23 protein-coding genes and 2 pseudogenes are annotated in these 25168 nt (G+C 58.9%); 17 read left to right on the top strand and 8 right to left on the bottom strand.

Features of this window, described 5'->3' with window-relative positions:
- Positions 1–84 precede the first annotated feature (84 nt).
- Positions 85–579 (top strand): annotated as a pseudogene (locus tag IC37_RS02200) (methyl-accepting chemotaxis protein); the annotation flags it as partial.
- A gap of 91 nt (positions 580–670) precedes the next feature.
- On the opposite strand, the gene IC37_RS02195 reads toward IC37_RS02200, so the two are convergent.
- Positions 671–1411 carry a Mut7-C RNAse domain-containing protein gene (locus tag IC37_RS02195; RefSeq protein WP_030130679.1) on the bottom strand — a complete coding sequence of 247 codons (741 nt, stop codon included), beginning with the start codon at positions 1409–1411 and terminating at the stop codon, positions 671–673.
- A 40-nt stretch (positions 1412–1451) separates the two neighbouring features.
- Positions 1452–2294, bottom strand: coding sequence for a lipopolysaccharide kinase InaA family protein (locus IC37_RS02190; protein WP_051414832.1), 843 nt, complete (start codon positions 2292–2294; stop codon positions 1452–1454).
- A 475-nt stretch (positions 2295–2769) separates the two neighbouring features.
- Here IC37_RS02190 and IC37_RS02185 point away from each other — a divergent pair, with 475 nt between their 5' ends.
- The 3 genes from IC37_RS02185 (at position 2770) to IC37_RS02175 (ending at position 4439) form a co-directional block, all read left to right on the top strand.
- A complete protein-coding gene (locus IC37_RS02185; protein WP_030130681.1) occupies positions 2770–3507 on the top strand; it encodes a tetratricopeptide repeat protein in 738 nt (245 codons plus the stop codon).
- 269 nt (positions 3508–3776) lie between these two features.
- Positions 3777–4157 (top strand): calcium-binding protein, encoded by a 381-nt coding sequence (locus IC37_RS30785; protein ID WP_030130682.1) that lies wholly within the window; start codon positions 3777–3779, stop codon positions 4155–4157.
- A 39-nt stretch (positions 4158–4196) separates the two neighbouring features.
- Positions 4197–4439, top strand: coding sequence for a hypothetical protein (locus IC37_RS02175; RefSeq protein ID WP_030130683.1), 243 nt, complete (start codon positions 4197–4199; stop codon positions 4437–4439).
- 130 nt (positions 4440–4569) lie between these two features.
- On the opposite strand, the gene IC37_RS02170 is transcribed toward IC37_RS02175, so the two are convergent.
- From IC37_RS02170 to IC37_RS02155, 4 genes and pseudogenes are all read right to left on the bottom strand, one after another.
- On the bottom strand, positions 4570–5940 hold the full coding sequence (locus IC37_RS02170) for an OprD family porin (RefSeq protein ID WP_030130684.1): 1371 nt from the start codon (positions 5938–5940) through the stop codon (positions 4570–4572).
- A gap of 117 nt (positions 5941–6057) precedes the next feature.
- On the bottom strand, positions 6058–7062 hold the full coding sequence (locus IC37_RS02165) for an MBL fold metallo-hydrolase (RefSeq protein ID WP_030130685.1): 1005 nt from the start codon (positions 7060–7062) through the stop codon (positions 6058–6060).
- A gap of 71 nt (positions 7063–7133) precedes the next feature.
- Positions 7134–7787, bottom strand: coding sequence for a hydrolase (locus IC37_RS02160; protein ID WP_030130686.1), 654 nt, complete (start codon positions 7785–7787; stop codon positions 7134–7136).
- Between the two features lie 355 nt (positions 7788–8142).
- Positions 8143–8278 (bottom strand): annotated as a pseudogene (locus IC37_RS02155) (methionine biosynthesis protein MetW); the annotation flags it as partial.
- Between the two features lie 161 nt (positions 8279–8439).
- Between IC37_RS02155 and moaC the strand changes: the two are divergent.
- The 13 genes from moaC to IC37_RS02090 all read left to right on the top strand — a co-directional run bounded on the left by moaC (position 8440) and on the right by IC37_RS02090 (position 21888).
- Complete coding sequence (gene moaC / locus IC37_RS02150; protein WP_030130687.1) at positions 8440–8913, top strand: cyclic pyranopterin monophosphate synthase MoaC; 474 nt, start codon at positions 8440–8442, stop codon at positions 8911–8913.
- On the top strand, positions 8910–9155 hold the full coding sequence (locus IC37_RS02145) for a MoaD/ThiS family protein (protein WP_030130688.1): 246 nt from the start codon (positions 8910–8912) through the stop codon (positions 9153–9155). Before moaC ends, IC37_RS02145 begins: the two co-directional genes overlap by 4 nt.
- A gap of 4 nt (positions 9156–9159) precedes the next feature.
- Positions 9160–9606: a molybdopterin synthase catalytic subunit MoaE gene (gene moaE, locus IC37_RS02140; RefSeq protein WP_030130689.1), complete on the top strand. Its 447-nt coding sequence runs from the start codon at positions 9160–9162 to the stop codon at positions 9604–9606.
- A gap of 54 nt (positions 9607–9660) precedes the next feature.
- Complete coding sequence (locus IC37_RS02135; protein ID WP_030130690.1) at positions 9661–10104, top strand: CopD family copper resistance protein; 444 nt, start codon at positions 9661–9663, stop codon at positions 10102–10104.
- A 274-nt stretch (positions 10105–10378) separates the two neighbouring features.
- Positions 10379–11764 (top strand): coproporphyrinogen III oxidase, encoded by a 1386-nt coding sequence (locus IC37_RS02130; protein ID WP_030130691.1) that lies wholly within the window; start codon positions 10379–10381, stop codon positions 11762–11764.
- Complete coding sequence (gene hemN / locus IC37_RS02125) at positions 11748–13136, top strand: oxygen-independent coproporphyrinogen III oxidase (RefSeq protein WP_030130692.1); 1389 nt, start codon at positions 11748–11750, stop codon at positions 13134–13136. Before IC37_RS02130 ends, hemN begins: the two co-directional genes overlap by 17 nt.
- A 78-nt stretch (positions 13137–13214) precedes the next feature.
- Positions 13215–15428: a transcriptional regulator NosR gene (nosR, locus tag IC37_RS02120; protein ID WP_030130693.1), complete on the top strand. Its 2214-nt coding sequence runs from the start codon at positions 13215–13217 to the stop codon at positions 15426–15428.
- 55 nt (positions 15429–15483) lie between these two features.
- Positions 15484–17403 carry a TAT-dependent nitrous-oxide reductase gene (gene nosZ, locus IC37_RS02115; protein WP_030130694.1) on the top strand — a complete coding sequence of 640 codons (1920 nt, stop codon included), beginning with the start codon at positions 15484–15486 and terminating at the stop codon, positions 17401–17403.
- Positions 17404–17430: 27 nt separating this feature from the next.
- Positions 17431–18723 carry a nitrous oxide reductase family maturation protein NosD gene (locus IC37_RS02110; RefSeq protein ID WP_030130695.1) on the top strand — a complete coding sequence of 431 codons (1293 nt, stop codon included), beginning with the start codon at positions 17431–17433 and terminating at the stop codon, positions 18721–18723.
- The gene (locus IC37_RS02105) at positions 18720–19643 is read left to right on the top strand and encodes an ABC transporter ATP-binding protein (protein WP_030130696.1); all 924 of its coding nucleotides are present in this window, start codon (positions 18720–18722) and stop codon (positions 19641–19643) included. Before IC37_RS02110 ends, IC37_RS02105 begins: the two co-directional genes overlap by 4 nt.
- The gene (locus tag IC37_RS02100; RefSeq protein ID WP_030130697.1) at positions 19640–20470 is read left to right on the top strand and encodes an ABC transporter permease; all 831 of its coding nucleotides are present in this window, start codon (positions 19640–19642) and stop codon (positions 20468–20470) included. Before IC37_RS02105 ends, IC37_RS02100 begins: the two co-directional genes overlap by 4 nt.
- 31 nt (positions 20471–20501) lie before the next feature.
- Complete coding sequence (locus tag IC37_RS02095) at positions 20502–21029, top strand: nitrous oxide reductase accessory protein NosL (RefSeq protein WP_030130698.1); 528 nt, start codon at positions 20502–20504, stop codon at positions 21027–21029.
- Positions 21030–21144: 115 nt separating this feature from the next.
- On the top strand, positions 21145–21888 hold the full coding sequence (locus tag IC37_RS02090) for an SDR family NAD(P)-dependent oxidoreductase (RefSeq protein WP_030130699.1): 744 nt from the start codon (positions 21145–21147) through the stop codon (positions 21886–21888).
- Positions 21889–22774: 886 nt separating this feature from the next.
- Here IC37_RS02090 and IC37_RS02080 read toward each other — a convergent pair.
- Positions 22775–24268, bottom strand: a complete 1494-nt coding sequence (locus IC37_RS02080) for a nitrite reductase (protein WP_030130700.1) — start codon at positions 24266–24268, stop codon at positions 22775–22777.
- Complete coding sequence (gene cobA, locus IC37_RS02075) at positions 24265–25104, bottom strand: uroporphyrinogen-III C-methyltransferase (RefSeq protein WP_030130701.1); 840 nt, start codon at positions 25102–25104, stop codon at positions 24265–24267. The genes IC37_RS02080 and cobA overlap by 4 nt, the downstream gene beginning before the upstream one ends.
- Between the last annotated feature and the right edge of the window lie 64 nt (positions 25105–25168).

Raw genomic sequence — 25168 nt, 5'->3', positions numbered from 1 at the left:
CCCAATGGGGCGTGATGCAGTTCTGCCGAGACGGTGACCGAGCTGGCTGGGCACATTCGGGAAGTCAGCAAGGTGTTGGACGTGATCCGCAGCATCGCCGAACAGACCAACCTGCTGGCGCTCAACGCTGCCATCGAAGCTGTCCGTGCTGGCGAACAGGGGCGCGGGTTTGCGGTGGTGGCCGATGAAGTGCGCGCGCTCGCCCACCGCACCCAAGCCTCGACCGTAGAAATCGAAGGCATGATCAGCACTGTCCAAGCGGGCGCTAATGGGGCTGTGATTGCCATGGGCAAAAGCCTGTCGCTGGCTACCAGCACCCAGGAACTGGCCCAAAGCGCCGGGGTGGCGCTGGAGAAAATTACAGACAGAGTGGTCACCATCAACGAACGCAATCTGGTGATCGCTTCGGCGTCCGAAGAACAGGCTCAAGTCGCCCGTGAGGTGGACCGTAATCTGCTGAACATTCAGGACCTCTCGACCCAGACCGCTGCGGGTGCCAACCAGACCAGTGCCTCCAGCCAGGAACTGTCGCGGCTGGCCGTCTCTTTCAATGCCCTGGTAGCGCAGTTCAAGCTTTAAGGTCCTGAGCACGGCTTCACGTCGTCGGCCACCGGCCCATGGGCGTCACCAGAGGCTATCCCTGGCAATGCAGCCGGCCAGATGCGCTCGGCTATTTGTCCAGCAGAGGTGCCAGCAGTGCACACATGCTGCGCCAGTGCGAGCCCTCCCAGTAAACCCGTTGGCAGGCGTCGCAGCGCAGGAAGTGCGAATAGAGGGCACCAACGCGTGGCGGCACCTGCGACCGGGCCAGTTCCGGGCTGATCTCGTGCAGCGGCAGGTTGCAATGAAGGCACAGGCTGAATGGCCGCGCGCTACGCGCCAAGTCGAGGCGCTCGTACAATTCGCGCAGCTGCAGCGACGGTTTCAGGGCATGCACATAACAGCCGTGGCTGATGATCCGCCGCTTGAGCAGTTCGCGGTCGCGGGTCAGCACGATGCGTCCTTGCTGCGCAGCGATCTCGGCGATCTCGCCATCCTCGAAGCCATTGTCATAGAGGGTGTCGAAGCCGCTCATGCGCAGCAGATTGGCCAGCCCGCCAAGGTGCGCATCAGCGACGAAACGCAGCACCCGTAAAGGTTGCGCACGAACCTTGAGCAGCGGGCTGATGTCCAGCGCTTCGAACTTGGGATACACCGCCAGCCGGTCACTGTCGAAGATCACTCGCTCGAAGCCCACCGACTCGCCGTTGAGCAGCACCAGCTCGACCTCAGTGTGCGGTATCCCGAGCGCCTCGATCATGTGCTTGACCGTCGCCCCTCGCGCGCACTCGCAGGTGAAGGACTGCCGCCGCCGTTCGGCCGGCAGGAAATCGTTGAGCTCCTCGTAGAAGCGGAAGGTTGCACTGGTCATGCTGAACAGTATGGCAGGGGTTGACTGCCCCCCTGCGTATTCAGGAGATATCCAACTCACCTTCGAGAAAAATTTTGCGGCGTTTCTTATGGCTGAACTTGTTGTGCTTGCTCACCGTGTAAATCCGCGCAAACGCAGCGCTATCGATGTCCACGCAATCACGCAGGAAGTCGGCGACTAAACCGTCGTACAACGCTTCGTCGATGAAATGGTGCATTTCTTTGCGATAGAGAAAACCCAACTGAAAACCCAGGGTTTCAGAGGTGAAAGCCGATGGGTGGGTGAAAACATTCTCCATATCGATGACCCGCAGAGTACTCCACTGCTTTTCAGGCACCATTACGTTCGCCACCCATAGGTCGAGGTGAATCAGACCGCGCTTGCGCATGTCGATAATGAGGTTCATGCACCCTTTGATGAACTCAACCACCCGCTCAGGGTGCTTCTGCAGCCATTGCAAACCATTCAAGTGTCCCTCGAGGAATTCTGTCAACAACACGAACTCCTGGATAATACCGAACCTCGGCTTGACCACCCCGAAGCCCACAATGCGGGCAGTCTCAACGCCGCGTTCTGCGGCTATGATCGTGTTCAACAGTTCCTCAAGAGGCCAGTCGAACCTGCCTGAGCGCTTTGGGCGTCCCAGTGTTATGCGGAATTTCTTTGGCAGCGTCTCGACACGTTGAACCTTCATGAAGAGCTTGCATTCGTCATGACCCACGAATTCTCTGATGCGTTTGGGGCGGTCCAGGTAATGCGGTTCTATCAACTTACCGATGGAATCGAGGACCGCTACGCTCGGGGGGCGCGAGAAATTCAAGGTCGCCTTAGCGATTTGATGGCAGAAAGGAAAAGCTAACCTGACGGTTTTAAGCGACTGCACAGGATATCCTGCCTTCTTTTGAAACGGCGCATAGTGCCAAAATTCTGGCAATTGTATCAAGATTTTTATCTAGACTAATCCTCCATTGGGGCTGCGCCTCCCAGTTTGATGGGCTATGTGAAAATTGCTGCGCAGCACTCAAGCAGAAATCTCTAGATAAGGCTTGAGCTATGACATCCGCGAAGATGATGGTGGCCCACAAGCGAGTACAGAGGTTTAGAGCAAGCTGACCAAGTGGTTAAGCAGCCGTTGGAAGCGATGAATGCAGCATTGCGCGATGATGTCGCACTGCGAGGTCTCAGGCGCGCTTTGGCAGCTTTAAAATCCGCTTTTCACCCTTGGATCTGCGACGGCCGTTGCAGCAGGAACTTCAGGGTATTGGCCAGGTCAATAACGGCCCTGTTCGGAAATGCCGAGCAGCGCTGTGGTCTGTTTTACGGCAGTGCCGTCCGAGTTCAGTCGAGTCCGCCCCCTGATGCCAACCAAGAGTTTTCTGCCGGGCCTCATCCTGGTGTTCTGCGCCGTCGCGTCGTTTTGTTCTGTCGCTGCCGAGCGAAGAGCCCCCGCGCAAAGCAACAGCGCATCAACCGCCCTGATCGAAACAGCCTCGCGGCAGTATGAAAATGGCCAACTGGACCAGGCCGCCGCCACGCTGGAGCGTGCCCTGCATATCCAGCCGAACAATCCCGCGACTCTGCATTACCTCGGTGTGTTGCGTCTTCAGCAGGGGCAGTACCAGCAGGCTGAAACCTTGGCGGTGCGCTCGAACATGGGGGTTGGTCGCAACGTCGAGTTGCGCAACCGCAACTTCCAATTGATCCAGGCGGCGCAGCAGGCCCAGTCTTCGGGGACCCCACCCAATGCCAAAGAGGATCTGGTCGCAGTCCAGAAGGGGCTGGAAGAGGAGACCCAAAGGCGCCGCACTCCGGACCCTGGGCGCGACGCTGGCAACTTCGCTAGCGCAGAGACAGATCGGGTTTCGGATGCACCGACGGCTGGCAGGGCCGGGCCCGAAGGAAAGTTGCAAATGGCTAATGTCGAGCCAGAGCGGGCGTACGCTGAGGTTGAGATTCCCCGCAGCCATATGCCGCCTCCGGGCAAATGCCGAATTTGGTTTCCTGATCGTCCTCCGGGGCATCAGCCTGCACCTGGCAAATGCAAGAAGCTGCGATATCGGGTTCCCTCAGGAGCCTACCTGGTGCGCGGTTTCTGAATACCTGTACGCCGAACGGATGGGATCAGGCGGTCACTGGCCATGCGGTATGCGGTTGTATGGCTGACACCGAGCATGCCCGCGCTCGCTCAACTGAAATAAGGCTCATGGAATTCGCCGCGCAATAGGGGCAATTCGCGGTATTTGCAGGGTTCGTTGGGACATCAGACGAAAGGCTTACTGAGTCATTCAAATGAATTATGGCTGGGTATTTACCGCGAATTAGACTTACACCGTCAAAATGCCATTAACTCTAGAGGGGTTTGCTCATGGCCACTGTAAATGGCAATGATAATGCCAATATCCTGACGGGTAATGCCACCAATGACACCCTCAATGGCCTGGGCGGTAACGACACACTCTACGGCAACGGTGGTGACGATACGCTGGACGGCGGCACCGGCAATGACCGGCTCGTGGGTGGACGCGGCAGCGATACCTATCGGTTCGGCTTGGGCTATGGCTTCGATGTGATCGACAATTCCGGTGGCGCCAACAACGACGTCGACACCCTCCTGCTGACCAACCTCAACGCCAACCAGATCCGCTTGACCCGCATCGGCAACGATCTGGTGCTCAGCGTTCTGGCGAGTGGTGAGACCCTCACCGTGAGCCAGAACTTTCTCGATGCGGATCACGCGATCGACTGAATCCAGTTCGCTGACGGCAGCCGTTGGAACGCCAGCGTGATGCTGGCCAATCTCTATTACCCGCCCGTCGTGCCGACTGATGGCGCCAACGTGATCAACGGTAATCCCGACGATGACAGTCTCCTCGGCCTGGGTGGCGACGATACGCTGTATGGCAACGGCGGTAATGACATGCTCGACGGCGGCAGCGGCAACGACCGCATGGCTCATGGCCGTCCTTCCTGCAATGCCGGTGGTCGGGAAAAACCTTCTGCGCTCAGGCCAAACGTGACGCGTTGCTAGCAACACTTGCCCAGCGGCCTTGGCTGCAAAGCCGGCTTTTCCGATGGATGGCCGCTGGTGGATGCTGCTGAAACCGATTGGCGCCGTCTGTAGATCAACGCGTGACCATGTGCTCCATCCAGGAGAAAGCTCAAAGCGATCCCAGCTTGAGCGGGTACTCGATAACCACATAAGTCCGGTCGATGTCATCGCCGGCCTGAGCGTTATTGGCTCGATGTGTCACATGGGACAGCTGCACGGACAAGCCCTTGGCCCGGCCCGACCGCACGGTGTAGCGTAGGTCTATATCGCGTTCCCAATGCCGGCCGCCATCCCCTTGTTGGGGTTGGTAATCGCCGGTGGCCGGGTCGAACGGGTTATACGCACCGCCCTTGGGTGCCTGGGTGCCATCGATGCCACGCCCGGTTACGTAGCGGGTCATGAACTTCAAGCCGGGCAGGCCGAAAGTGCCGAGGTCGAAGTCGTAGCGCACCTGCCAGGAACGTTCATGGGGGCCGTTGAAATCAGCGTACTTGATCGAGTTGGCCAGGTAGATGGAATCACCACCGACGAAGTCGAAGGGTGTGTCGCCGTTGATTTTCTGATAAGCGAGGGTGAAGGCTTGGGCACCGGTGGTGTATTTGCCCGACAGGCTGTAGGCGGTGTTATCGATCGCCCCTGTCGCGGCCTCGCCGTAGTCCTGGGTGCGGTAAAGATTGCCGTCGAGGAAAAAACCGGACTGTTTCAGGTGCAGGTTGGCGTAGTACTGACGCCAGGTGTCGCTCAGTTCAGACGCATAAAGGGCACCGCCCACTAGGCGATCTTCGAACAGGTTGACCCCGATAAAATCGATGCCGCCCGTACCGGTGCTCACACCGTAACCGGAGAAGTCGCCCTTGCGGGTGGACGCATCCTGATTCTTGAAAGCGGTGAAGTGACCGGCCAACAGATGCACATCATCGATGTCACGGCTGTCGATCAACAGACCCGTGGCGTATTCCGGTTGCAGGCGTTTGTCCGCCGTGTCGAACACCGGGGTTTGCACAGTCATTTCACCGAACGCCAGGGTGGTGCGGGAGGCTCGCAGCTTCAGGGCTCCACCACCGCTGGAGTAGCTGTCTTCGCTGCGACCGTCATGATCCAGAGGTAACAATCCTGTCCCGGAATGTCCCTTGCCGCCGTCCAGTTTCAAACCGAGAAATCCATGGGCATCGATACCCACTCCAATCATGCCGGGAGTGAACCCGGATTCGAACGAGGTGATGAAACCCTGAGCCCATTCCTGTTTGTAACTCTTGTCTGTCGGCGAGGGCGATCGATAGTCATTGTTGAGGTAGAAGTTTCGGCTGAGCACCTCAAGCGTCGACCCTGCCAGCAAACCTTGTGCGGTTTGTACGGGCTCGGCGGCTATTGCGGTTCCGGCTGTGCTCGTGAGCAACATGCACAACCAGAAGGGCATCAGGGGGGCGGTCGCGTTGCCCGGGCCTTGAATTGCAATAAGGTCTTTGGATGCATACATCATATTCATTCACCGCGCGAGAAGTGGCTGCGCAGCCAGCGAGTCGGGCGCCAGCGGCCCGGCACCTTCACCGCTGAGAAGGTTCCCCGCAGTGAAGTTGGCTTAAGTCCGGGGTTGTGATCACTGGATCAGCGGGACATTTTTCGGTCGCTGGTAAGGGCCGTATTCGACGGGCACCCAGGCGAAGGCTTTTTTGCGATTGCTGATATGCCCGATACCAGGGAAGGGCAAGTGAGCACCGGCAACCCAGGTGCGGTCATGAGCGACCTGTTTGAACAGTTTTTCGCGAGTCTCGACGGCCTGTTTGCCCTGGACATCGAAGCCGATGCTCACTTCCGGATGCTGGAACTGCACGGCGAAACTGTGGATCAGGTCACCCATGAACAGAATGCTCTGGCCGTTGGAGTTGAACGTGTAGCCGCTGCTGCCGGGTGTGTGGCCGGGCAGGCTGACCGGGGTGACGTCAGGCACCAGCGACTGCTCGGGGGTGAAGGTTCTAAAGCGGTTGGCGGCGACATAGGGAGCCACCGATTTACGGGCAATCTCGAAGTAGCCACGGGCATCTGCAGGGGCCTTGTCCAGGTTTGCCTGGCTGAGCCAGTAATCGGCTTCCAGTTTGGCGGCATACACCGTGGCATTGGCGAACACTGGTTCACCCTTGGTGTTGATCAGGCCGCAGACGTGATCGACATGCATATGGGTGAGCAACACGGTATCCACTTGCTCAGGCTGGTAACCGGCAGCGCGGATATTGTCGGGCAGCCAGCCGGCGGTTTCACCGAAACAGGCACCGGCACCGGCATCCACCAGCACCAGGTTTTTGCCGGTGTTGATCAGGAATGCGTTGAACGCGGTCGGCATGCCTTGGGTAAAAATGAACTTGCGTTCGAGCATGGCGCGAATGTCTTTCTGCGAAAGGCCTTTGAGCAGCGTTGGCCCGAGGTCGCTGTAGCCATCGAACAACGCGGTGACTTCATATTCACCCACAGCCAGGCGCTGATAGCCAGGGACTTGAGTTTGTACTTGCGGCGGTGGCGCCGCCTGAACCTGACTGGCTGCAAACGTGAGACTGAGGGCCATCAGTGAGCCCTTGAAGTAGGCGGGGAGGTGTTTGAGAAGGCTCATGGCTTGCTTCCTGGTTGCAATAAAAAAGGCGTGAGGAAGCGGCTACGCATGTGCGCAGCCGCTGTCGTCGCTCAATGGCCTTCAGAGGCGTGGAACATGGTTTTGGCGTAGATCAGACCCAGGCCGTAGGCGCCGCCATTGGCGATCGAGGTCTTGACGGTTTCCTCGTAGGTTTCAGTACGAGCCCAGTCACGTTGCAGCTCCAGCAGGTATTGCAACGCCGTCATCGGGCGGGCGCCGATCTGGATCATGCGTTGCACGGCCATTTCATGGGCTTCGATGGAGACATCGCCGCAGGCATCGGCGATGAAGTAGACCTCAAAGCCTTGGTCGATAGCTGACAGCGCCGGGCCGACGATGCACACGGAGGTCCACAGACCGGCGAGGACGATTTTCTGTTTGCCGAAGGCGTTCACTTCGACGGCGATGCGTTCGTCTTCCCAGGTGTTCATGCTGGTGCGGTCGATCACTTTGTGGTCCGGAAACACTGACTTGATTTCGTCGAAGATCGGGCCGGAGAAGCTTTTTTCGGCAACGGTGGTGAGGATGGTCGATACCTCGAAGCCCCGGGCGGCCTTGGCTACCAGCGCGGCGTTGTTACGCAGGGTGACGGCATCGATCGACTTGGTCGCGAAGGACATCTGCGACTGATGGTCGATCATGATCAGGGTGTGGTCAGTTGGGGTAAGAAGGGTTTTGCCTGGAGCTGCTTTTGCGAGAGCCATGATGTTTTTCCTTACGTATTGACTGAGGGTTACTTGGGTTGCTCGACGACGTGTGCCGTTGATTGATGAAAAAAGTCATCGAGTCTTTCGTGGAATCAGTAGCTAAGGTTTTGCGGCAGACGAGCAACTGCACCTGACCCGCGCCGCCGTCCGCAAGACGATGGGCTGGAGGAGCCGTCGCCTCATTGGTCAAGTCGAGGAAATAGTCACGCATTCCACATAGCGGGGATTGAACGGTTGTGCTGCATTTTTGGATGTTTGTGCGATAGCGTGCGGTTTTTTCGATAGGGCAGCGGTCTGACGCCAGTTCATGGCGTCACTTGATGATTGCCGGGGAGGGAAAATGATTCGACCAGGTCGCGTCGCCATCTACGCCGATCGCCTTGATAGTTCGTTCAGCCAGCGCCCGCAACAGCCAGCCTTCGCCACAGCCCAAGTCAAGCGCTCGGGCTGACGGATTACACCGCCAGAAGGATTGCCTGATCGGTGACGCTTTACCTGCGTCTGGTCGAAATGCTGGCAACCAGGATCCTGTAAGCATGTGCTTGTCTGGATTACTTGATTGACGTCAACCGCATGTGTCGGCCGGCTCTGTATTCTGCGCTGAAACCGACTGTTGGTAGCGCAAGGCTTATTGCTTATGACTGAATTGATGTTGACTCACCTCGACTCACTGGGACGCGCACGAATGGTCGATGTTACGGATAAATGCGTGACGTCCCGAGAAGCAGTGGCTGAGGCATGGGTTCATATGCTTGCCGAGACCCGACAACTGATTGCCAGCGGTGTTCACCCTAAAGGTGATGTATTTGCGGTAGCGCGGATCGCTGGCATTCAGGCGGCCAAACGCACGAGCGAGTTGATTCCGCTCTGTCATCCGCTGCTTCTGAGCAGTGTTAACGTTGAGTTGAGTTTTGAAGGTGACCAACGCGTACGCATTGTTTCTCGGTGCAAGTTGTCCGGACAGACCGGCGTCGAGATGGAGGCACTGACCGCCGCCAGTGTGGCGGCCTTGACCCTGTATGACATGTGCAAGGCCATGGACCGAGGCATGAGTATCGAATCGGTGCGGCTGTTGGAAAAACGGGGTGGTAAAAGCGGTTGGTATCAGGCGCAGAAACAATGAAGCTGAATGTTTTGTATTTCTCGCGGTACCGCGAAACGCTTGGCCTTGACGGTGAAACGATTGAAGGTGATTTCACTTCTGTCAATCAGTTGCGTCAGCACCTGATACATCGTTCTGGTGTCTGGCGGGTGCTGGCCGAACAGAACCTCATGTGTGCCCGCAATCAGGACATGTGTGGGCTCGATGAGCCGTTGATAGACGGTGATGAAGTGGGTTTTTTCCCAACCGTAACGGGAGGGTGATTCGATGATTCGAGTCCAGACAGACCGCTTCGACCCCAACACCGAAATCAACACCCTGCAGGCTTTGAGCCTGAATGTCGGCGCTGTGGTGAGTTTTGTCGGGTATGTACGTGACACCAACGCCGGACAAGAAGTCGCCGGGATGTTTCTTGAGCATTACCCCGGTATGACCGAAAAGGTCCTGGGCAAGATCGCCGACGAAGCTCGGCAGCGCTGGCCGTTGCTCGGACTGGTGTTGATCCATCGAATCGGCGTGCTGCAACCGGGAGAGCCCATTGTCTTTGTCGGTATCAGCAGCAGTCATCGTCAAGCGGCTTTTGATGCCTGTGCGTTTGTAATGGATTACCTGAAAACCCGCGCGCCATTCTGGAAGAAAGAGCAGGTGGCCGAGAGTTCCCATTGGGTCCAGGCTCGCGACAGTGATCGCGGGGCGGCGCAACGATGGGAGTGACGTTTCCCTCAGGGCGAGTGAATCGTGTTCAGCTGTATTGAGAGCGAGAATCCCATGCTCTATCCGCTGTTTCTGATGTTGCATCTGTTTGCCGCGCTGATTTTCATCGGCACGGTGTTCTTCGAAGTCCTGTTCCTTGAAAGTATCCGCAAACAGCTGCCCGTCAAGGTTATGTTGCTGGTCGAGCAGGGTATCGGTCGACGCGCGCGCACCTTGATTCCATGGGTCTTGCTGGTGTTGTTCGGTGCCGGGTTGGGGATGGTCTGGCTGCGCTATTTGCCGGCCCTTGCCACACCAATGGCCTCATCGTTTGGCACATTGCTGATGGTGAAAATCGTGGTGGCCGTCAGCGTACTGCTGCATTTCCTGGTCGCCATGTTTTTGTTCAAAAGTGGCCGGATGAGTGCTCGATACTTGCATTTCATCCATGGCAGCCTGTTCTGCCACATGGTTGTCATCGTGCTATTGGCCAAGTGGATGTTCTACCTGACGTGGTGACTGGGCTTGCCTTAATGCCAGTCAGTTAAGCGCAATCCATGTGGGAGCGGGCTTGCTCGCGAAGACGGCGGCATAGTCAACATTGATGTCGCCTGACACACCGCTTTCGCGAGCAAGCCCGCTCCCACAGGTATCGCACCTTAACTGACTGGCATTAGGGCTTGCCTGGTGTCTATTGCGCGACAAGCACTTTGCTCGCGCTTGATGCAAATCAAGGAGCATTGATCGCCAAACTCCGACACTGGCGGTCCGCAGCCAGTCTCGGAGACCCGTTATGCTCAATTTATTTCACAGCCCCGGTGAGCCGAACGTCCGGCGCGATCAAGGCGTGCTCGACCCCAACTGCCATGTCGACACTGAAAAATTTCATGGCGGCATCGGCTCTCTGGATTTGCTTCGTGCATTGCGCGTCAGCCGTCAGAAGTGCCGTCCGCTATCGCTGAACGTGCAACTGCCTTCTAACCTTAAGCCTGCCTTGTGGTCCCCGCGCGAAACTTCATGTGAGCACAGTGTTGTCGAACACTATGTTCAGCGTCTGCAACATGAGATCGACCTTGTCGGTTGTCATCTGGGAACCGGGCAGCGGGTCGAGCAGTTCCATCTAGGGGGGGGAACACCCGCCATCGCCCACCTGAGACGGCTGATGAATCACCTTCGTGGCCGATTCAACTTTCTTGGACATGAGTGCGGTGACTACAGCATACAAGTGGACCTTCACCATACGGATTGGTCGACCATGGGTATGCTACGTGACCTGGAGTTCAACCATGTCAGCATCGGCGTTCCGGACATCGGTGCCGACAGTGCGATGTCGCTGACCTGCTACCAGAACCCGGCACCGATCCATTCGCTTATCGATGCCGCTCGTACCTTCGGCTATCGATCCATCAATGTCGATCTGGGTTATGGCCATACCTGGCAGACGCCAGAAAGTTTTGCGCTGAAACTGGCAACCATCATCGAACTGGAGCCGGACCGGCTGCTGGTGTTTGATTATGCCCGGCCACCTCAACGCTATCGGCCAAAGGCCGCAGACAAAATCAGGGCGTTTTGCAGCGAGGAAGATAGAGGCGCCATGCGCCGGATCTGCTTTGAACAGTTGATCGGCGCTGGTTATCACTACATTGGCCTGGGGCAGTTTGTCCGGCCCGATGACGATTTGGCGATTGCTCAGGAGCGCGGCCGATTACGTCGCAATTGTGAGGGGTTTACCCGTCACGGACATTGCGACCATATCGGGTTCGGTTTGGGCGCTATCAGTCAGATCGACGGTATGTATGCGCAAAACACCGACGAACTGGAACGGTACCAGCAGCAACTGGACATGGACCAATTGCCGACGAGTCGTGGCTGGCGCTGTGAGGCAGGGAATCAGGTCAGGCTCATGGTCATAGAACGCCTGGCCTGTGATCTGGAACTGGATATCCAGGCAATCGAGACGCGTCATGGCCTCATTTTTCACCAGTACTTTTTCACCGCCTGGCCTGTGCTGGAGCAATTGAGCCGTGACGGGTTGATCGAACTGTCTAACCGTTTCATTAGTATTCTTCCGGCCGGTCGGCCCCACGTGGATGCCATCTGCAACCTGTTTGAAAAGGATTCGGGCGGTGCGGGGCATGAACCCCATTGCGAATGGATTGATCATGACAACTTCATTTGATTTCAATCGCGCCCTGGTCGAAAAGTATGACCTGCCGGGGCCGCGCTATACCTCTTACCCGACCGCGCCGCAGTTTCATCAGGCGTTCGCCGTTGATGACTATAAGCGTGCGGCCTCGGACAGCAACCTGGCGGCGGTGCCCAAGCCGTTGTCGGTGTACATCCACATCCCGTTCTGCAAGAGCCTTTGTTACTACTGTGCCTGCAACAAAATCATTACCCGGAAAACCCATCGGGCGGTTGAATACCTGACGTACCTCAAACGTGAAATCGTGATGCAGGCCGCCTTGTTCGACCGCACCCGAAAACTCACGCAATTGCACTTGGGCGGGGGCACGCCGACGTATTTGACCAGTGAACAGCTGGCAGACCTGATGGACTGCCTGCACCAGGCATTCGACATGGATGACAGCGATGATCACGAGTTTTCCATCGAGGTCGATCCGCGCACCATCAGCACCGAGCAGATCCAGTCGCTGCGCCAACTGGGGTTCAATCGTCTGAGCTTCGGCGTGCAGGACTTCGATCCCGACGTCCAGGCGGCGGTCAATCGCCAGCAAAGCGAAGAACAGATCTATGCGCTGGTCGCGGCCGCGCGAGAGGCGAAATTCAAGTCGATCAGCGTCGATCTGATTTACGGACTGCCACTGCAAACTGTGCAGAGTTTCGACGTCACCCTCGGCAAGATCATCGCCCTGCGTCCTGACCGGATTGCCGCCTACAGCTACGCGCATTTACCGGAGCAGGTGCGCGCGCAACGGCTGATTCGCCCCGCGGACATGCCGCCACCGGAGCGCAAGCTGGAGTTGCTGGAGCTGACCATCCGCCGCCTGACCGAGGCCGGTTATGTCTATATCGGCATGGATCATTTCGCTTTGCCGGACGACGAGCTAGCGCTGGCCCGCACCCAGGGCACCCTGCAACGCAATTTTCAGGGCTACTCGACCCATGCCGACTGCGATTTGATCGGTCTTGGGGTGTCTTCGATCGGTAAGGTCGGTGACAGCTACAGCCAGAGCGTCAAGGAGCTTTCGCAGTACTACGCCCGTATCGATCAAGGTTTGTTGCCGGTACATCGTGGTTATCGCTTGAGCGCCGATGATTTGCTGCGCCGCGAAGTGATCAGCGACCTGATGTGCCACGGCAGGATCGATTTCGCCAAGTTCGAAGCGGGTCATGGCATTTGCTTCACCGAGTATTTTGCCGATGCGCTGGCGCAACTGGGCGAGCAGGTGCGTGACGGGCTCTTGGAGATTCACAGCGACGAATTGGTGCTGTTGCAGCAAGGGCATTTGATGATGCGCAGTGCGGCGATGGCATTTGACGCCTATTTGGGAGGCGAACAAAAAGGTCAGTTTTCCCGCACCGTTTGAGGCTTCTGGACGCTCTAGGTGCAAGGAGTTCTATTGAGTTGATTTCAATCAAGGGCAGGGCGCACAACGCTGCCTAACATGGCCGCAAGCCCCTTTGAAATCAGCGACTTCATGACAATCCATCAGCCTTCGACACATGGCAACCTGCGCATCTTGAGCGTCGGGCTGGTGGTGATGGTCTTGCTGATGATCGCAGCGTTCGCGACGGTGCAGGCCAAGTCATACGGCGACATCGAGCAGCAGCGCATCGAGAAGGTTTTCCCGCAAACCGATTCGGTGTCCGCAGCCGAAGGCAAGTTCAAGGTGCGCACGCTGTCGGCGGCCGGCAAGGTTATCGGGTATGTGTTCCAGAGCCTGGATGTGGTGGATATTCCGGCCTACTCGGGCAAACCCATCAACACCCAGGTGATCCTCGACACCGCCGGCGTGATTCAGGACGCCTATGTGCTAGAGCACCACGAACCGATTCTGCTGATCGGCATCCCCGAAGAAAAACTCCACGGTTTCAGTGCCCGATACAAAGGGATCAAGGTCAGCCAGCGGGTGGTGGTCGGCCATTCCAGCGACCCGAGCGCGGTCACCGTGGATGCCATCGCCGGCGCAACCGTCACCGCCATGGTGGTCAATGAGGTCATCATGCGTGCCGCCCATGAAGTGGCCGTATCGCTGAAGCTGATCGAGGACCGGGGTGGGGTGGTGAACAAGCCCGCCATCGTGCGCCAGGACTTTTTCGAGCCCGCCACCTGGGAGCAACTGACCGGTAACGGCGCCATTCGCCGGTTGAACCTGACCCGTGGACAGGTCGATGCCGCCTTCAAGGGCACCGAAGCCGAAGGCGTCGACAACGCCGGCCCGGATCAAGTCGATGACACCTTTATCGAGCTGTACACCGCCGACTTGAACCCGCCGACCATTGGCCGCGCGCTACTGGGCGACAATCAATATCGCTTCCTCATGCAGGAACTCAAACCCGGCGAGCAGGCCATCGTGGTGCTGGGGCGTGGGCTGTTTTCCTATAAAGGCTCGGGTTATGTGCGCGGCGGGATTTTCGATCGGGTGCAATTGCGCCAGTTCGGCAACATCATCAGCTTTCGCGACATGGACCATCAGCGGCTCTCCGACGTGTTTGCCAAGGGCATGCCCGAGTTCACTGAAATGTCGGTGTTCATTGTGCGCAAACCGGCGGGGTTCGACCCGGGATCGCCCTGGTCCCTGGAGCTCCTGGTGCGGCGTCAGACGGGACCGGTCAGCGGCACCTTCAGCAGCTTCGAACTGCCTTATCAACTGCCCGAGCCCTACCTTGAGCGACCCGCGCCCAGTGCCGAAGAACAGGCAGCCATCGAGGAAGCCAGCCGGCCGATGTGGCTGACCATCTGGTACCAGAAACACTTCCAGATCGCCGTACTCGCGAGCGCGTTGTTGCTGCTGACGGCCATTCTGTTCCTGCAAGACAAACTCACCCGCCGGCCACGCTTTCTGCACTGGCTGCGTCGTGGTTACTTGCTTTTTACCGTGGTCTTTCTGGGCTGGTATGCCTTGGGGCAATTGTCGGTGGTCAATGTCCTGACCTTTGTGCATGCGCTGTTCGAGCAATTTCGCTGGGAGCTGTTTCTCACCGATCCGCTGATCTTCATGCTCTGGGTCTTCACCGCCGCGAGCATCCTGCTGTGGGGCCGTGGCGTGTTCTGCGGCTGGCTGTGCCCGTTTGGCGCCTTGCAAGAGTTGATCAACGAAGCCGCGCGCACGTTGAAAATTCCCCAGTACGAATTGCCCTTTGCGGTGCATGAGCGGCTATGGGCGATCAAATACATCATCTTGCTGCTGCTTTTCGGCATCTCCCTGGAATCGATGTCCACCGCCGAGCTGTTCGCCGAGGTGGAACCCTTCAAAACCGCCATCACCCTCAAGTTCGACCGCCAGTGGTGGTTCGTGCTCTACGCGGTAGCGCTGCTGGTCATCAATATTTTTACGCGCAAAGTCTATTGCCGCTACATCTGCCCCTTGGGTGCGGCGCTGGCGATCCCGACCAAATTGCGCCTGTTCGACTGGCTCAAGCGCCGCAAGGAATGCGGCAGCCCCTGCCAGTTGTGCGCCAAGGAATGCGAGATCCAGGCGATTCATCCAGATGGCCGGATCAATGCCAACGAGTGCCACTACTGCCTCGACTGCCAGATGACCTACCACAACGAAGACAAATGCCCGCCGCTGATCAACAAGCGCAAGAAGCGCGGAAAACCGGCACCCGTGGCGGTGCAACTGATACCTGTCGTGGAAGTGCCGGCTGCTGAATGAAGTTCGCGAGCGCACGTCCGCAGTGACCGTTTTATCTCTTCAAGGAGTACGCGACATGACTGACACAGAATCCACAAAACCGGTGCAGGAAGACGAACAGACGGGGCTCAGCCGTCGCGGTTTTCTGGGCAGCAGCGCCGTCACCGGTGCGGTGCTGGCGGGTGCCACGACGTTGGGCGGCGCAGTGTTCAGCCGCGAGTCCTGGGCCGCGGCGGTCAAGGATGCGCAGGCGAAAATCCACGTCGGCCCCGGTGAGCTGGACGAATACTACGGCTTCTGGAGCGGTGGCCATCAGGGCGAAGTGCGAGTGCTGGGTGTGCCGTCGATGCGTGAGTTGATGCGTATTCCGGTGTTCAACGTCGACTCGGCCACCGGCTGGGGCCTGACCAACGAAAGCAAGCGGATCCTGGGCGACAGTGCAAAGTTTCAGAATGGCGATTGCCATCACCCGCATATCTCCATGACCGATGGCAAGTACGACGGCAAGTACCTGTTCATCAACGACAAGGCCAACTCCCGGGTCGCGCGCATCCGCCTGGACATCATGAAGTGCGACAAGATCCTCACGGTGCCGAACGTGCAAGCTATCCACGGCCTGCGTTTGCAAAAAGTGCCCTACACCAAGTACGTGTTCGCCAATGCCGAATTCGTCATCCCGCACCCCAATGACGGCAGCACCTTCGACCTGCAAGACAAGAACAGCTTCACCATGTTTAACGCCATCGATGCCGAAAAAATGGAAATGGCTTTCCAGGTGATTGTCGACGGCAACCTGGACAACTCCGACGCCGATTACACCGGCAAGTACGCCGCATCCACCTGCTACAACTCGGAGAAGGCTTACGACCTTGGCGGCATGATGCGCAACGAGCGCGACTGGGTCGTGGTGTTCAACATCCCGCGCATCGAGGCTGCGATCAAGGCCGGCAAGTTCATCACCCTGGAAGACTCGAAAGTGCCGGTGGTCGACGGTCGTAAAACCGATGGCAAGGACTCCGAATTCACTCGCTATATCCCGGTGCCGAAGAACCCCCACGGCCTCAACACCTCATCCGATGGCAAGTACTTCATTGCCAACGGCAAGCTGTCGCCAACGGTCTCGATGATCGCCATCGACCGGCTGGACGACTTGTTCGCCGATAAATTCAAGGACCCGCGCGAGGTCATCGTCGCCGAGCCGGAACTGGGCCTGGGGCCTTTGCACACCACCTTCGACGGTCGCGGCAACGCCTACACCACGCTGTTCATCGACAGTCAGGTGGTGAAGTGGAACATGGAGGAGGCGATACGCGCCTACAAGGGCGAGAAGGTCAATTACATCAAGCAGAAGCTCGACGTGCAGTACCAGCCTGGCCATAACCATGCCTCGCTGACCGAAACCAGTGAAGCGGATGGCAAGTGGCTGGTGGTGTTGTGCAAATTCTCCAAGGACCGCTTCCTGCCGACCGGGCCGCTGCACCCGGAAAATGACCAACTGATTGATATTTCCGGCGAAGAGATGAAGCTGGTGCATGACGGCCCTGCGTTTGCCGAACCTCACGATTGCATCCTCGCGCGCCGGGACCAGATCAAGACCCAAAAGATCTGGAACCGCAACGACCCATTCTTCGCCGCCACCGTGGAGCTGGCCAAGAAAGACGGGATCAACCTGGAGACCGACAACAAGGTCATCCGCGACGGCAATCATGTGCGGGTCTACATGACCTCCATGGCCCCGGCCTATGGTCTGACCGAGTTCACCGTCAAGCAGGGCAACGAAGTGACCGTGATCATCACCAACATCGACCAGATTGAAGACGTGACTCACGGTTTCGTCATGACCAACCATGGCGCCAGCATGGAGATCAGCCCGCAGCAAACTTCGTCCATCACCTTTACCGCCGACAAGGCCGGCCTGCATTGGTACTACTGCAGCTGGTTCTGCCATGCGCTGCACATGGAAATGGTCGGCCGCATGAAGGTCGAGCGAGCCTGACGGTTGGCATTCGACGGGAGCGGGCCGATGACCGAAATCAAGGAAAGTCCGGTGAAGGCCATTGCCCTTGTGCTCCTGTTGATGTCAGGCGGGGCACTAGCGGCGGTCCAACCCATCACCACGTTGCCGTTGCGGATTGACGCTGAACAACGCTGGCACCTGCCGGCGGGGGAGTACCGTGGCTCGTTCAGCGTCGATCAACCGATGCAGATTGTTTGCGAGCCCGGCGCGGTGTTTCAGGCGCAAGGGCAGGGCAACGGCGTGATCGTCAGCGCGCCCGATGTCCGGATCGAGGGCTGCACCTTTCTGGACTGGGGGCACGACCTCACGGCCATGAATGCGGCGGTGTTCCTCCAGCCACAGGCCCGTGGCGCGGTGATCAAAGGCAATCGCCTGCAAGGCCAGGGTTTCGGTATCTGGGTCGACGGGACGCAGGATGCGAGCCTGATCGACAACCGCATCCAAGGGGATCCGACGCTACGCTCCCAGGATCGCGGCAACGGCATTCATCTGTATGCGGTGCATGGCGCCCGGGTCATCGGCAACCAGGTGCGCGACACCCGCGATGGTATCTACATCGACACCTCCAACGGCAACCTGCTGCAGGGCAATACCCTGGAAGACCTGCGTTACGGCGTGCATTACATGTTCGCCAACGACAACCGGCTGATCGGCAACACCACCCGCCGCACCCGCACCGGCTACGCCTTGATGCAAAGCCGCAAGCTCACGGTGATCGGCAACCGCTCCGAACAGGATCAGAACTACGGCATCCTGATGAACTACATCACCTATTCAACCTTGCGCGACAACGTCGTCACGGACGTGCGAGACGGCTCGACCGGCGACAGCATGATCAGCGGCGCCGAGGGCAAGGCGTTGTTCATCTACAACTCGTTGTTCAACAGCATCGAACACAACCACTTCGAGCACAGCGCCGTGGGCATTCACCTCACCGCCGGCTCCGAAGACAACCGCATCGCCGACAACGCCTTTGTCGGCAACCAACGGCAGGTCAAATACGTCGCCACCCGTTTGCAGGAATGGTCGGCGGATGGCCGGGGCAATTACTGGAGCGATTACCTGGGCTGGGATCGCAACAACGATGGCCTGGGCGATATCGCCTACGAACCCAACGACAACGTCGACCGCTTGCTGTGGCTGTACCCGCAAGTGCGGCTGTTGATGAACAGCCCCGGGATCGAATTGCTGCGCTGGGTGCAACGGGCCTTTCCGGTGATGAAATCGCCGGGCGTCCTGGACAGCCATCCACTGATGAATCCCACCACACGACCCCTGACCCAGGAGCCCACCGCATGAACGTCATCGACATGGAAGGCGTCAGCCAGCGCTATGGGTACACCACCGTGTTGCATCAGTTGAACCTGAGCCTGGGCGAAGGTGAAGTGCTCGGCTTGTTCGGGCACAACGGCGCGGGCAAGACCACCAGCATGAAACTGGTGCTCGGTCTGCTTCAGGCCAGTGAAGGGCAGGTCAGGGTGTTCGGCCGATTACCCAGTGATCCGCACGTTCGGCGTTTGCTCGGCTATTTGCCGGAGAACGTGACCTTCTATCCGCAGATGAGCGGCCTGGAGACCTTGCGTCATTTCGCCCGACTCAAAGGCGCAGCGTTCGCGCAGGTGGATATGCTGCTGGAGGAAGTTGGCCTGGCGGGCGCGGCGCATCGACGGGTCAAGACCTACTCCAAGGGCATGCGCCAACGCCTGGGACTGGCGCAAGCCTTGCTCGGCGAGCCGCGTTTGTTACTGCTCGACGAGCCGACCGTTGGCCTCGATCCCATCGCCACTCAAGACCTCTATCGGTTGCTCGACCGGCTGCGCAGCCAGGGCACCAGCATCATTCTTTGCTCCCACGTGTTGCCGGGGGTCGAGGCGCATATCACCCGTGCAGCGATTCTGACCCAGGGGCGCCTGCTGGCCCTCGGCAGTCTGCGCAGTTTGCGCGAGGAAGCCGGGCTGCCGACGCTGATTCGCGCCAACGGGCTCAAGCACGCCGGGCCTTTGCAGCAAACCTGGAACAACGCCGGGCACGTCACCCAGCGCTGGGGTGTGGAGGGCCTTGAAGTGGCTGCGCTTAATGGCAACAAATTGGACCTGTTGCGCCAATTGCTCAATGAACACGAGCCGGCCGATGTGGAAATCGACCCACCGTCCCTGGAGGACATCTACCGCTATTACATGGGCCGGGCCGGTGCGACCCCCAGTGGAGAGACTGTATGAACCCGATCTGGAACATGGCCCGCAAGGAATTCAATGACGGTTTGCGCAACCGCTGGTTGTTGGCGATCAGCCTGCTGTTCGCAGTGTTGGCGACCGGCATCGCCTGGTTGGGTGCGGCGGCTTCCGGGCAATTGGGCTTCACCTCGGTGCCCGCGACCATCGCCAGCCTCGCCAGCCTGGCGACATTTCTAATGCCGCTGATTGCCTTGCTGCTGGCCTATGACGCCATCGTCGGCGAAGACGAAAGCGGCACGTTGTTGCTGTTGCTGACCTATCCGCTGGGGCGCGGGCACATCCTGCTCGGAAAATTCGTCGGCCACGGATTGATCCTGGCGCTGGCGACCCTCATCGGTTTCGGCTGCGCGATGCTCGCGATTGCGGTGCTGGTGGAGGACGTCGAACTGAACCTGCTGCTCTGGGCGTTTGGACGATTCATGCTGTCGTCGACGTTACTGGGCTGGGGCTTTCTTGGGCTGGCCTATGTGCTGAGCAGTGTGTCTGCCGAGAAATCCACGGCCGCCGGGCTGGCGCTGGGGGTGTGGTTCTTCTTCGTGCTGGTGTTCGACCTTGCGCTGCTGGCATTGCTGGTGCTCAGCGAAGGGCAGTTCAACCCGAAAGTATTGCCCTGGTTACTGCTGCTCAACCCCGCCGACATCTATCGCCTGATCAATCTTTCCGGTTTCGAGCCCGGCGCCGGTAGTGCTGGTGTGCTGACGCTGGGCAGCGATTTGCCTGTGCCGGGCTCGATGCTCTGGTTGTGCCTGTTGCTGTGGGTGGCGGTGCCTTTGGGCTTGGCCTGGTTGCTGTTCCGTCGACGGGCGACATGAATTCACACCTTGGTTTTTGGAGCATCTGACGATGAGTAATCTTTATTCGACGACGGTACGCGCCGTGGCGGGCCTGATGGTCTGTCTGCTGCTGGCGGCTTGTGACAAACCGGTGCAAGCCACCTACAGCGACGCCGCCGCTGCTTTTCATCCCAGTGATGAATGCCATGTTTGCGGCATGATCATCGACGGCTTCCCCGGGCCCAAAGGCGAAGTGGTCGAGCGTAGCGGCATCAAGAAATTCTGCTCCACGGCGGAGATGATCGGTTGGTGGTTACAACCGGAAAATCATCATGGCGAGGCCAGGTTGTATGTCCACGACATGGGCCGCAGTCCGTGGAATGCACCCAATGATTCCCATCTGATCGATGCCAAGGATGCGTTTTACGTGGTTGGCACCCAGCTCAAGGGGGCAATGGGTGTGGTATTGGCGTCTTTCTCCAGCCAGCAGGCTGCGGAAAAACTGGCCACCGACCAGGGCGGTCGTGTGCTGCGGTTCAGCGATATCGATCAGGCGGTGCTTCAGCAGCAGCCAGCGATGTCGCACTCGACTCATTGATCGGCGAGCCATCGAGAAAAGTGATCGCCGTCAAGTCGGTATTTTTGCGTCTGTTCAAAGATAGGGGCTCACAACGTCCCCAGTGCTTGGCATTAACGATGCCCAGGAGAACATGATGCAAACCGAGTTTCAGGATCGTCTGGCGGTGATCACCGGTGCCAGCTCCGGGATTGGCCTGGCGTTGTGCGCCGCGCTGTTGCCTCGTGGGGCCAAGGTGCTGGCGATGTCACGCACCGTCGGTGAATTGCCGGCCTTGCAACAGATCTACGGTGAACGGCTGCAATGGTGCGTCGGGGACGTCACCTGCCAGGACGACCTTTACGAATTGGCCCGCCGGGCTGCGGCGTTGGGGCCGGTGGATTATCTGGTGCCCAACGCGGGCATTGCCGAAATGGCCGACAGCCTGGACATGCCGGCCTTTCAGCGCCAATGGGCGGTCAACGGTGCCGGGGCGTTGAACACCCTGGCGGCGTTGCGCGGTGAGTTGGCGAACCCTGCTTCGGTGGTGTTTGTCGGTAGTTTTCTGACCGGTTCGAGCTTTCCCGGTTTGGCCGCCTGCATCGCCAGCAAGGCCGCGCTGGCGGCTCAGGCACGCACATTGGCGGTGGAGTTCGCGCGTTACGATGTGCGCATCAACCTTGTTTCGCCGGGGCCGACCGCGACTTCGATGTGGGACAACCTGGGGTTGAGCGATGGTGAACTCGATGATGTCGCTGATACCTTGGGTAAACGTCTGTTGCCCGGTCATTTCCTTGATGCGTCAGCGGTGGCCAATGTGATTATTTTTCAACTGTCCCAGGGGGCCCGGGGTGTCTATGGGCAGGACTGGAAGGTCGATAATGGATACACGTTGGGCTGACGGGTGAAGCCTGCTTGCAAAGGCGGGCGGTGGTTTTGTTGATCGAGTACATATCCATTTCTACGGTAACAGCGGCTTAGGGTTCCGCCCTTACGGCGGGTTACTTGGAAAAGCGCCAAGTAACCAAGCGCTTTCGCCCCTGACGTACGGTGGCTCGCCCAGGCTCGCCATACCCTCGCTCCGGTCCTGCTCCGTGGGCCCGCCGCCATCGGCCATCCATGGCCGGGGGCGGCTAACCCGGCATCCATGCCGGGTTGCCCACTGCGCAGAACCTGCGTTCGGCCTTCCGACGGGGCAGGTCAAGATCAAGATCAAAAGCCAAAGCCAAGCCAAAGCCAAAGCGAGGCGGCCTGATAGCCGACCTGATGTTGGTTCGGTCAAGTCTGTACCCGAATACCATGCCTGACAAAATTTCAACTAGATGTGGGAGCGGGCTTGCTCGCGAAGAGGCCGTGTCAGTCGACATAAATGTTGAATGTAAGTCCGCCTTCGCGAGCAAGCCCGCTCCCACAATTAATCAGGGTTGCTTCCAGAGGATGTGAACGATCAAGTCAGCGAAGCGCGCCCGCTTGATGCCCAGGTCGGCCCGCAGGCCGCCTCGCAGTGCTGTTGCGGTGCACGCCCCCTCGAGAGGCCGAGTGGAGGTTCTGCGCAGTGGGCACCGCGGCAGGGATGCCGCGGTAGCCGCCCCCGGCCATGGATGGCCGATGGCGGCGGGCCCACGGAGCAGGACCGGAGCGAGGGCATGGCGAGCCTAAGCGAGCCACCGAACGAAAGGGGCAAAAGCGCTTTGGTTACTTTCGCGCTTTTCGAAAGTGACTCGCTGTAAAAGCGAAACCAATAGCAGCCGTTACCGCAGAAACGGATATACACGCAAGCCCAAGCCCTAATGCGAAGTCCCCTCCACAAACTCAATCTTGTTACCGACATTATATTTTCCCGACGGCTTGTTCATCGGCAGTCGCTTGATCTCCTTAAGGGTATTACTGTCATACACAATCAGCGCGCCATCGGTGGCCCAGATGCTCAGCAACAAGTAGCGGCCATCGCGGGTGAACTCGACATGGGCGGCCGTCTTGCCGGGCATCGGGCGCAAGGTGTGGGCGATTTCCAGAGTCTGTTTGTCAATCAGGTGGATCGCATCGTTATCAGGCCCGAAGAACACATCGGTCCAGGCATACCGCGAGTTGACGTGACTGCGCATGAAGAAACCCGGCCCCAGGGTCGGAATTTCCTTGATCAGTTTCCAGGTCTTGAAGTCGATGACCGAGATCAGTCCCTTGCTGATGTTCGGCGTGGCGAACACCCACTCACCGTTGCGTTTCCAGTAGGTCCCGGACCCCAGGTGCGGCATGCCCGGCAGCGGTATGTCGGTGACCACCTTGCCACTGTCGAGGTCGATCACCTGACCGCCCTTGGCCTTGCGCGACGTGGCCAGCAGTTGCTTGTAGTCCGGTGAAAAGGAAAAGTCGTCCAGCATATCCTCGGCATGGATGCGTCGTGGTTCGAAGTCCGGTGTGCCGACGCTCGACAACTCCCAGACTTCCTTCACATCCTTGAGCGCCACGATGAAACTGTCCCGTGGCGGCGCGGTATAGACCGCGCTGACCCGTGACGCGGTTCCGTCCTGGCCGATTGCGGGGATGGTTTTGACCAGTGACAGATCGCGGGCATCGAGTATTACCAGGTTGCCCGGCAGATAGTTGCCCACCAGCACCCAGCGGCCATCCTTGCTAACCGCCAGGTTGCGGGTATTGAGCCCGGCGCGGACCTCGGCGATCAGCTTCAGGTTGTGCAGGTCATACAGGCTGACCCAGCCATCGCGTGAGGCGACGTAGACGAAGCGCCCATCCGGCGAAAACTTCGGCCCGCCATGCACCGCAAAGTGTGAAGCAAACCGCGCCAGCACTTCGAAACGATCGCCGTCGAGGATGTTGATGTGATGGTCGCCGGCTTCCACCACCACAAACAGGTTCAGCGGATCGGCGCCATGTTGGGGCGTGGTCGGCAGCTTGCTGACGTCCGCGAGGATCGAGTGACTGCCACGAATGTCGTCGTTGCTCCAGATCGGCGGGGTGGTGGGCGGTTGCTGGAGATAGCTCACCAACGCGTCGATTTGCGCCGGGTTGAACACGTTAGCAAACCCGGCCATCTGGCTCGCGGGTCGACCGTTCTGGATCACGCTGCGGATTTCGTCGGATTTGATCCGGCTCAGACTCTCCGGCAGCAACGCCGGCCCCGTACCGCCGAAACGGTTGGCGCCATGGCAGCTCTGACAATGCTGCTGGTAATTGTCCGCGGCTTGTTCCAGCAGCGGAACAGCCGCGCCAGCATGGGCGACACCGATCCATAAAAAGGGGATGAGCACCCTGCATTTCATATCGCCACCTTGCCGTGGCGTTGTAACGCTTGCGCGGGGTAAAAGCGCGCCGGGTATTCCTGCTGTTGGGTCGCGAACAGATCGACCACTTTGCCGATCACCGTCAGCGTCGGAATGCCCGGTGGACAATCCAGCGCCAGGGTCGGCAGGTGGTGCAGCATGCCTCGGGCGACGTGCTGGTCGGGACGTGTGCCATTGCTGATCAGCGCCGCCGGTGTGTCGGCGGCCATTCCGGCTTCGATCAAGCGCTGGGCGATAATCCCGAGGTTCGATAACCCCATGTAAAACACCAGAGTCTGGCTGCTGTCGGCGAGGCTGCTCCAGGGTAATTGCAACTCAGCATCACGCTGCAAATGCCCGGTGATGAATCGACAGGAGTTGACCAGATCCCGGTGGGTCAGCGGAATGCCCGCATAAGCGCTGCACCCGGAAGCGGCGGTGATGCCCGGGACTACCTGGCAGTCAATGTTGCGTTGCAGCAGATACTCCAGCTCCTCGGCGCCACGGCCGAATATGAACGGGTCACCACCCTTGAGCCGGACCACACGCTGCCCCAGATCGGCGAGGTCGGCGAGCAGTTCGTTGATCTGTTCCTGGGGCAGGCTATGGCAGCCGCTGGCCTTGCCGACGTAATGCCGGGTGCAGGTGAGGGGGATCAACGTCAGCAGCTCGGGGCTGATCAGGCGGTCGTAAACCACGGCGTCGGCCTGCATCAACAGGCTCCAGGCACGCAGGGTCAGCAAGCTTGGATCGCCGGGGCCGGCGCCGACCAGAGCGACTTCGCCCGGTCTGAACGGAGACGCAAGTGCGGCCGGTAAAACAATCGATGGGTGCATGGGACGTCCTTGGTTCTTCATCAGGTGGGCGGGCTCTATTCTTTGCCAGATACCTCGCCAGGCG

This window comes from Pseudomonas sp. QTF5 (assembly GCF_000512695.2).
Lineage (GTDB): Bacteria > Pseudomonadota > Gammaproteobacteria > Pseudomonadales > Pseudomonadaceae > Aquipseudomonas.
The sequence above is the reverse complement of the archived record's forward strand: the minus strand, read 5'-3'. Positions and strand labels throughout refer to the sequence as shown.

What these genes read in the sequence shown, in the direction of transcription:
- nosZ (WP_030130694.1), top strand. Translation starts at nt 15,484, where the DNA reads ATGACTGACACAGAATCCACAAAACCGGTGCAGGAAGACGAACAGACG.
- IC37_RS02135 (WP_030130690.1), top strand. Translation starts at nt 9,661, where the DNA reads ATGCTCTATCCGCTGTTTCTGATGTTGCATCTGTTTGCCGCGCTGATT.
- IC37_RS02110 (WP_030130695.1), top strand. Translation starts at nt 17,431, where the DNA reads ATGACCGAAATCAAGGAAAGTCCGGTGAAGGCCATTGCCCTTGTGCTC.
- IC37_RS02145 (WP_030130688.1), top strand. Translation starts at nt 8,910, where the DNA reads ATGAAGCTGAATGTTTTGTATTTCTCGCGGTACCGCGAAACGCTTGGC.
- IC37_RS02160 (WP_030130686.1), bottom strand. Translation starts at nt 7,787, where the DNA reads ATGGCTCTCGCAAAAGCAGCTCCAGGCAAAACCCTTCTTACCCCAACT.
- IC37_RS02100 (WP_030130697.1), top strand. Translation starts at nt 19,640, where the DNA reads ATGAACCCGATCTGGAACATGGCCCGCAAGGAATTCAATGACGGTTTG.
- nosR (WP_030130693.1), top strand. Translation starts at nt 13,215, where the DNA reads ATGGCCGCAAGCCCCTTTGAAATCAGCGACTTCATGACAATCCATCAG.
- IC37_RS02130 (WP_030130691.1), top strand. Translation starts at nt 10,379, where the DNA reads ATGCTCAATTTATTTCACAGCCCCGGTGAGCCGAACGTCCGGCGCGAT.
- moaC (WP_030130687.1), top strand. Translation starts at nt 8,440, where the DNA reads ATGTTGACTCACCTCGACTCACTGGGACGCGCACGAATGGTCGATGTT.
- IC37_RS02195 (WP_030130679.1), bottom strand. Translation starts at nt 1,411, where the DNA reads ATGACCAGTGCAACCTTCCGCTTCTACGAGGAGCTCAACGATTTCCTG.
- IC37_RS02080 (WP_030130700.1), bottom strand. Translation starts at nt 24,268, where the DNA reads ATGAAATGCAGGGTGCTCATCCCCTTTTTATGGATCGGTGTCGCCCAT.
- IC37_RS02095 (WP_030130698.1), top strand. Translation starts at nt 20,502, where the DNA reads ATGAGTAATCTTTATTCGACGACGGTACGCGCCGTGGCGGGCCTGATG.
- cobA (WP_030130701.1), bottom strand. Translation starts at nt 25,104, where the DNA reads ATGCACCCATCGATTGTTTTACCGGCCGCACTTGCGTCTCCGTTCAGA.
- IC37_RS02105 (WP_030130696.1), top strand. Translation starts at nt 18,720, where the DNA reads ATGAACGTCATCGACATGGAAGGCGTCAGCCAGCGCTATGGGTACACC.
- IC37_RS30785 (WP_030130682.1), top strand. Translation starts at nt 3,777, where the DNA reads ATGGCCACTGTAAATGGCAATGATAATGCCAATATCCTGACGGGTAAT.
- IC37_RS02165 (WP_030130685.1), bottom strand. Translation starts at nt 7,062, where the DNA reads ATGAGCCTTCTCAAACACCTCCCCGCCTACTTCAAGGGCTCACTGATG.
- IC37_RS02185 (WP_030130681.1), top strand. Translation starts at nt 2,770, where the DNA reads ATGCCAACCAAGAGTTTTCTGCCGGGCCTCATCCTGGTGTTCTGCGCC.
- IC37_RS02175 (WP_030130683.1), top strand. Translation starts at nt 4,197, where the DNA reads ATGCTGGCCAATCTCTATTACCCGCCCGTCGTGCCGACTGATGGCGCC.
- hemN (WP_030130692.1), top strand. Translation starts at nt 11,748, where the DNA reads ATGACAACTTCATTTGATTTCAATCGCGCCCTGGTCGAAAAGTATGAC.
- moaE (WP_030130689.1), top strand. Translation starts at nt 9,160, where the DNA reads ATGATTCGAGTCCAGACAGACCGCTTCGACCCCAACACCGAAATCAAC.
- IC37_RS02170 (WP_030130684.1), bottom strand. Translation starts at nt 5,940, where the DNA reads ATGATGTATGCATCCAAAGACCTTATTGCAATTCAAGGCCCGGGCAAC.
- IC37_RS02090 (WP_030130699.1), top strand. Translation starts at nt 21,145, where the DNA reads ATGCAAACCGAGTTTCAGGATCGTCTGGCGGTGATCACCGGTGCCAGC.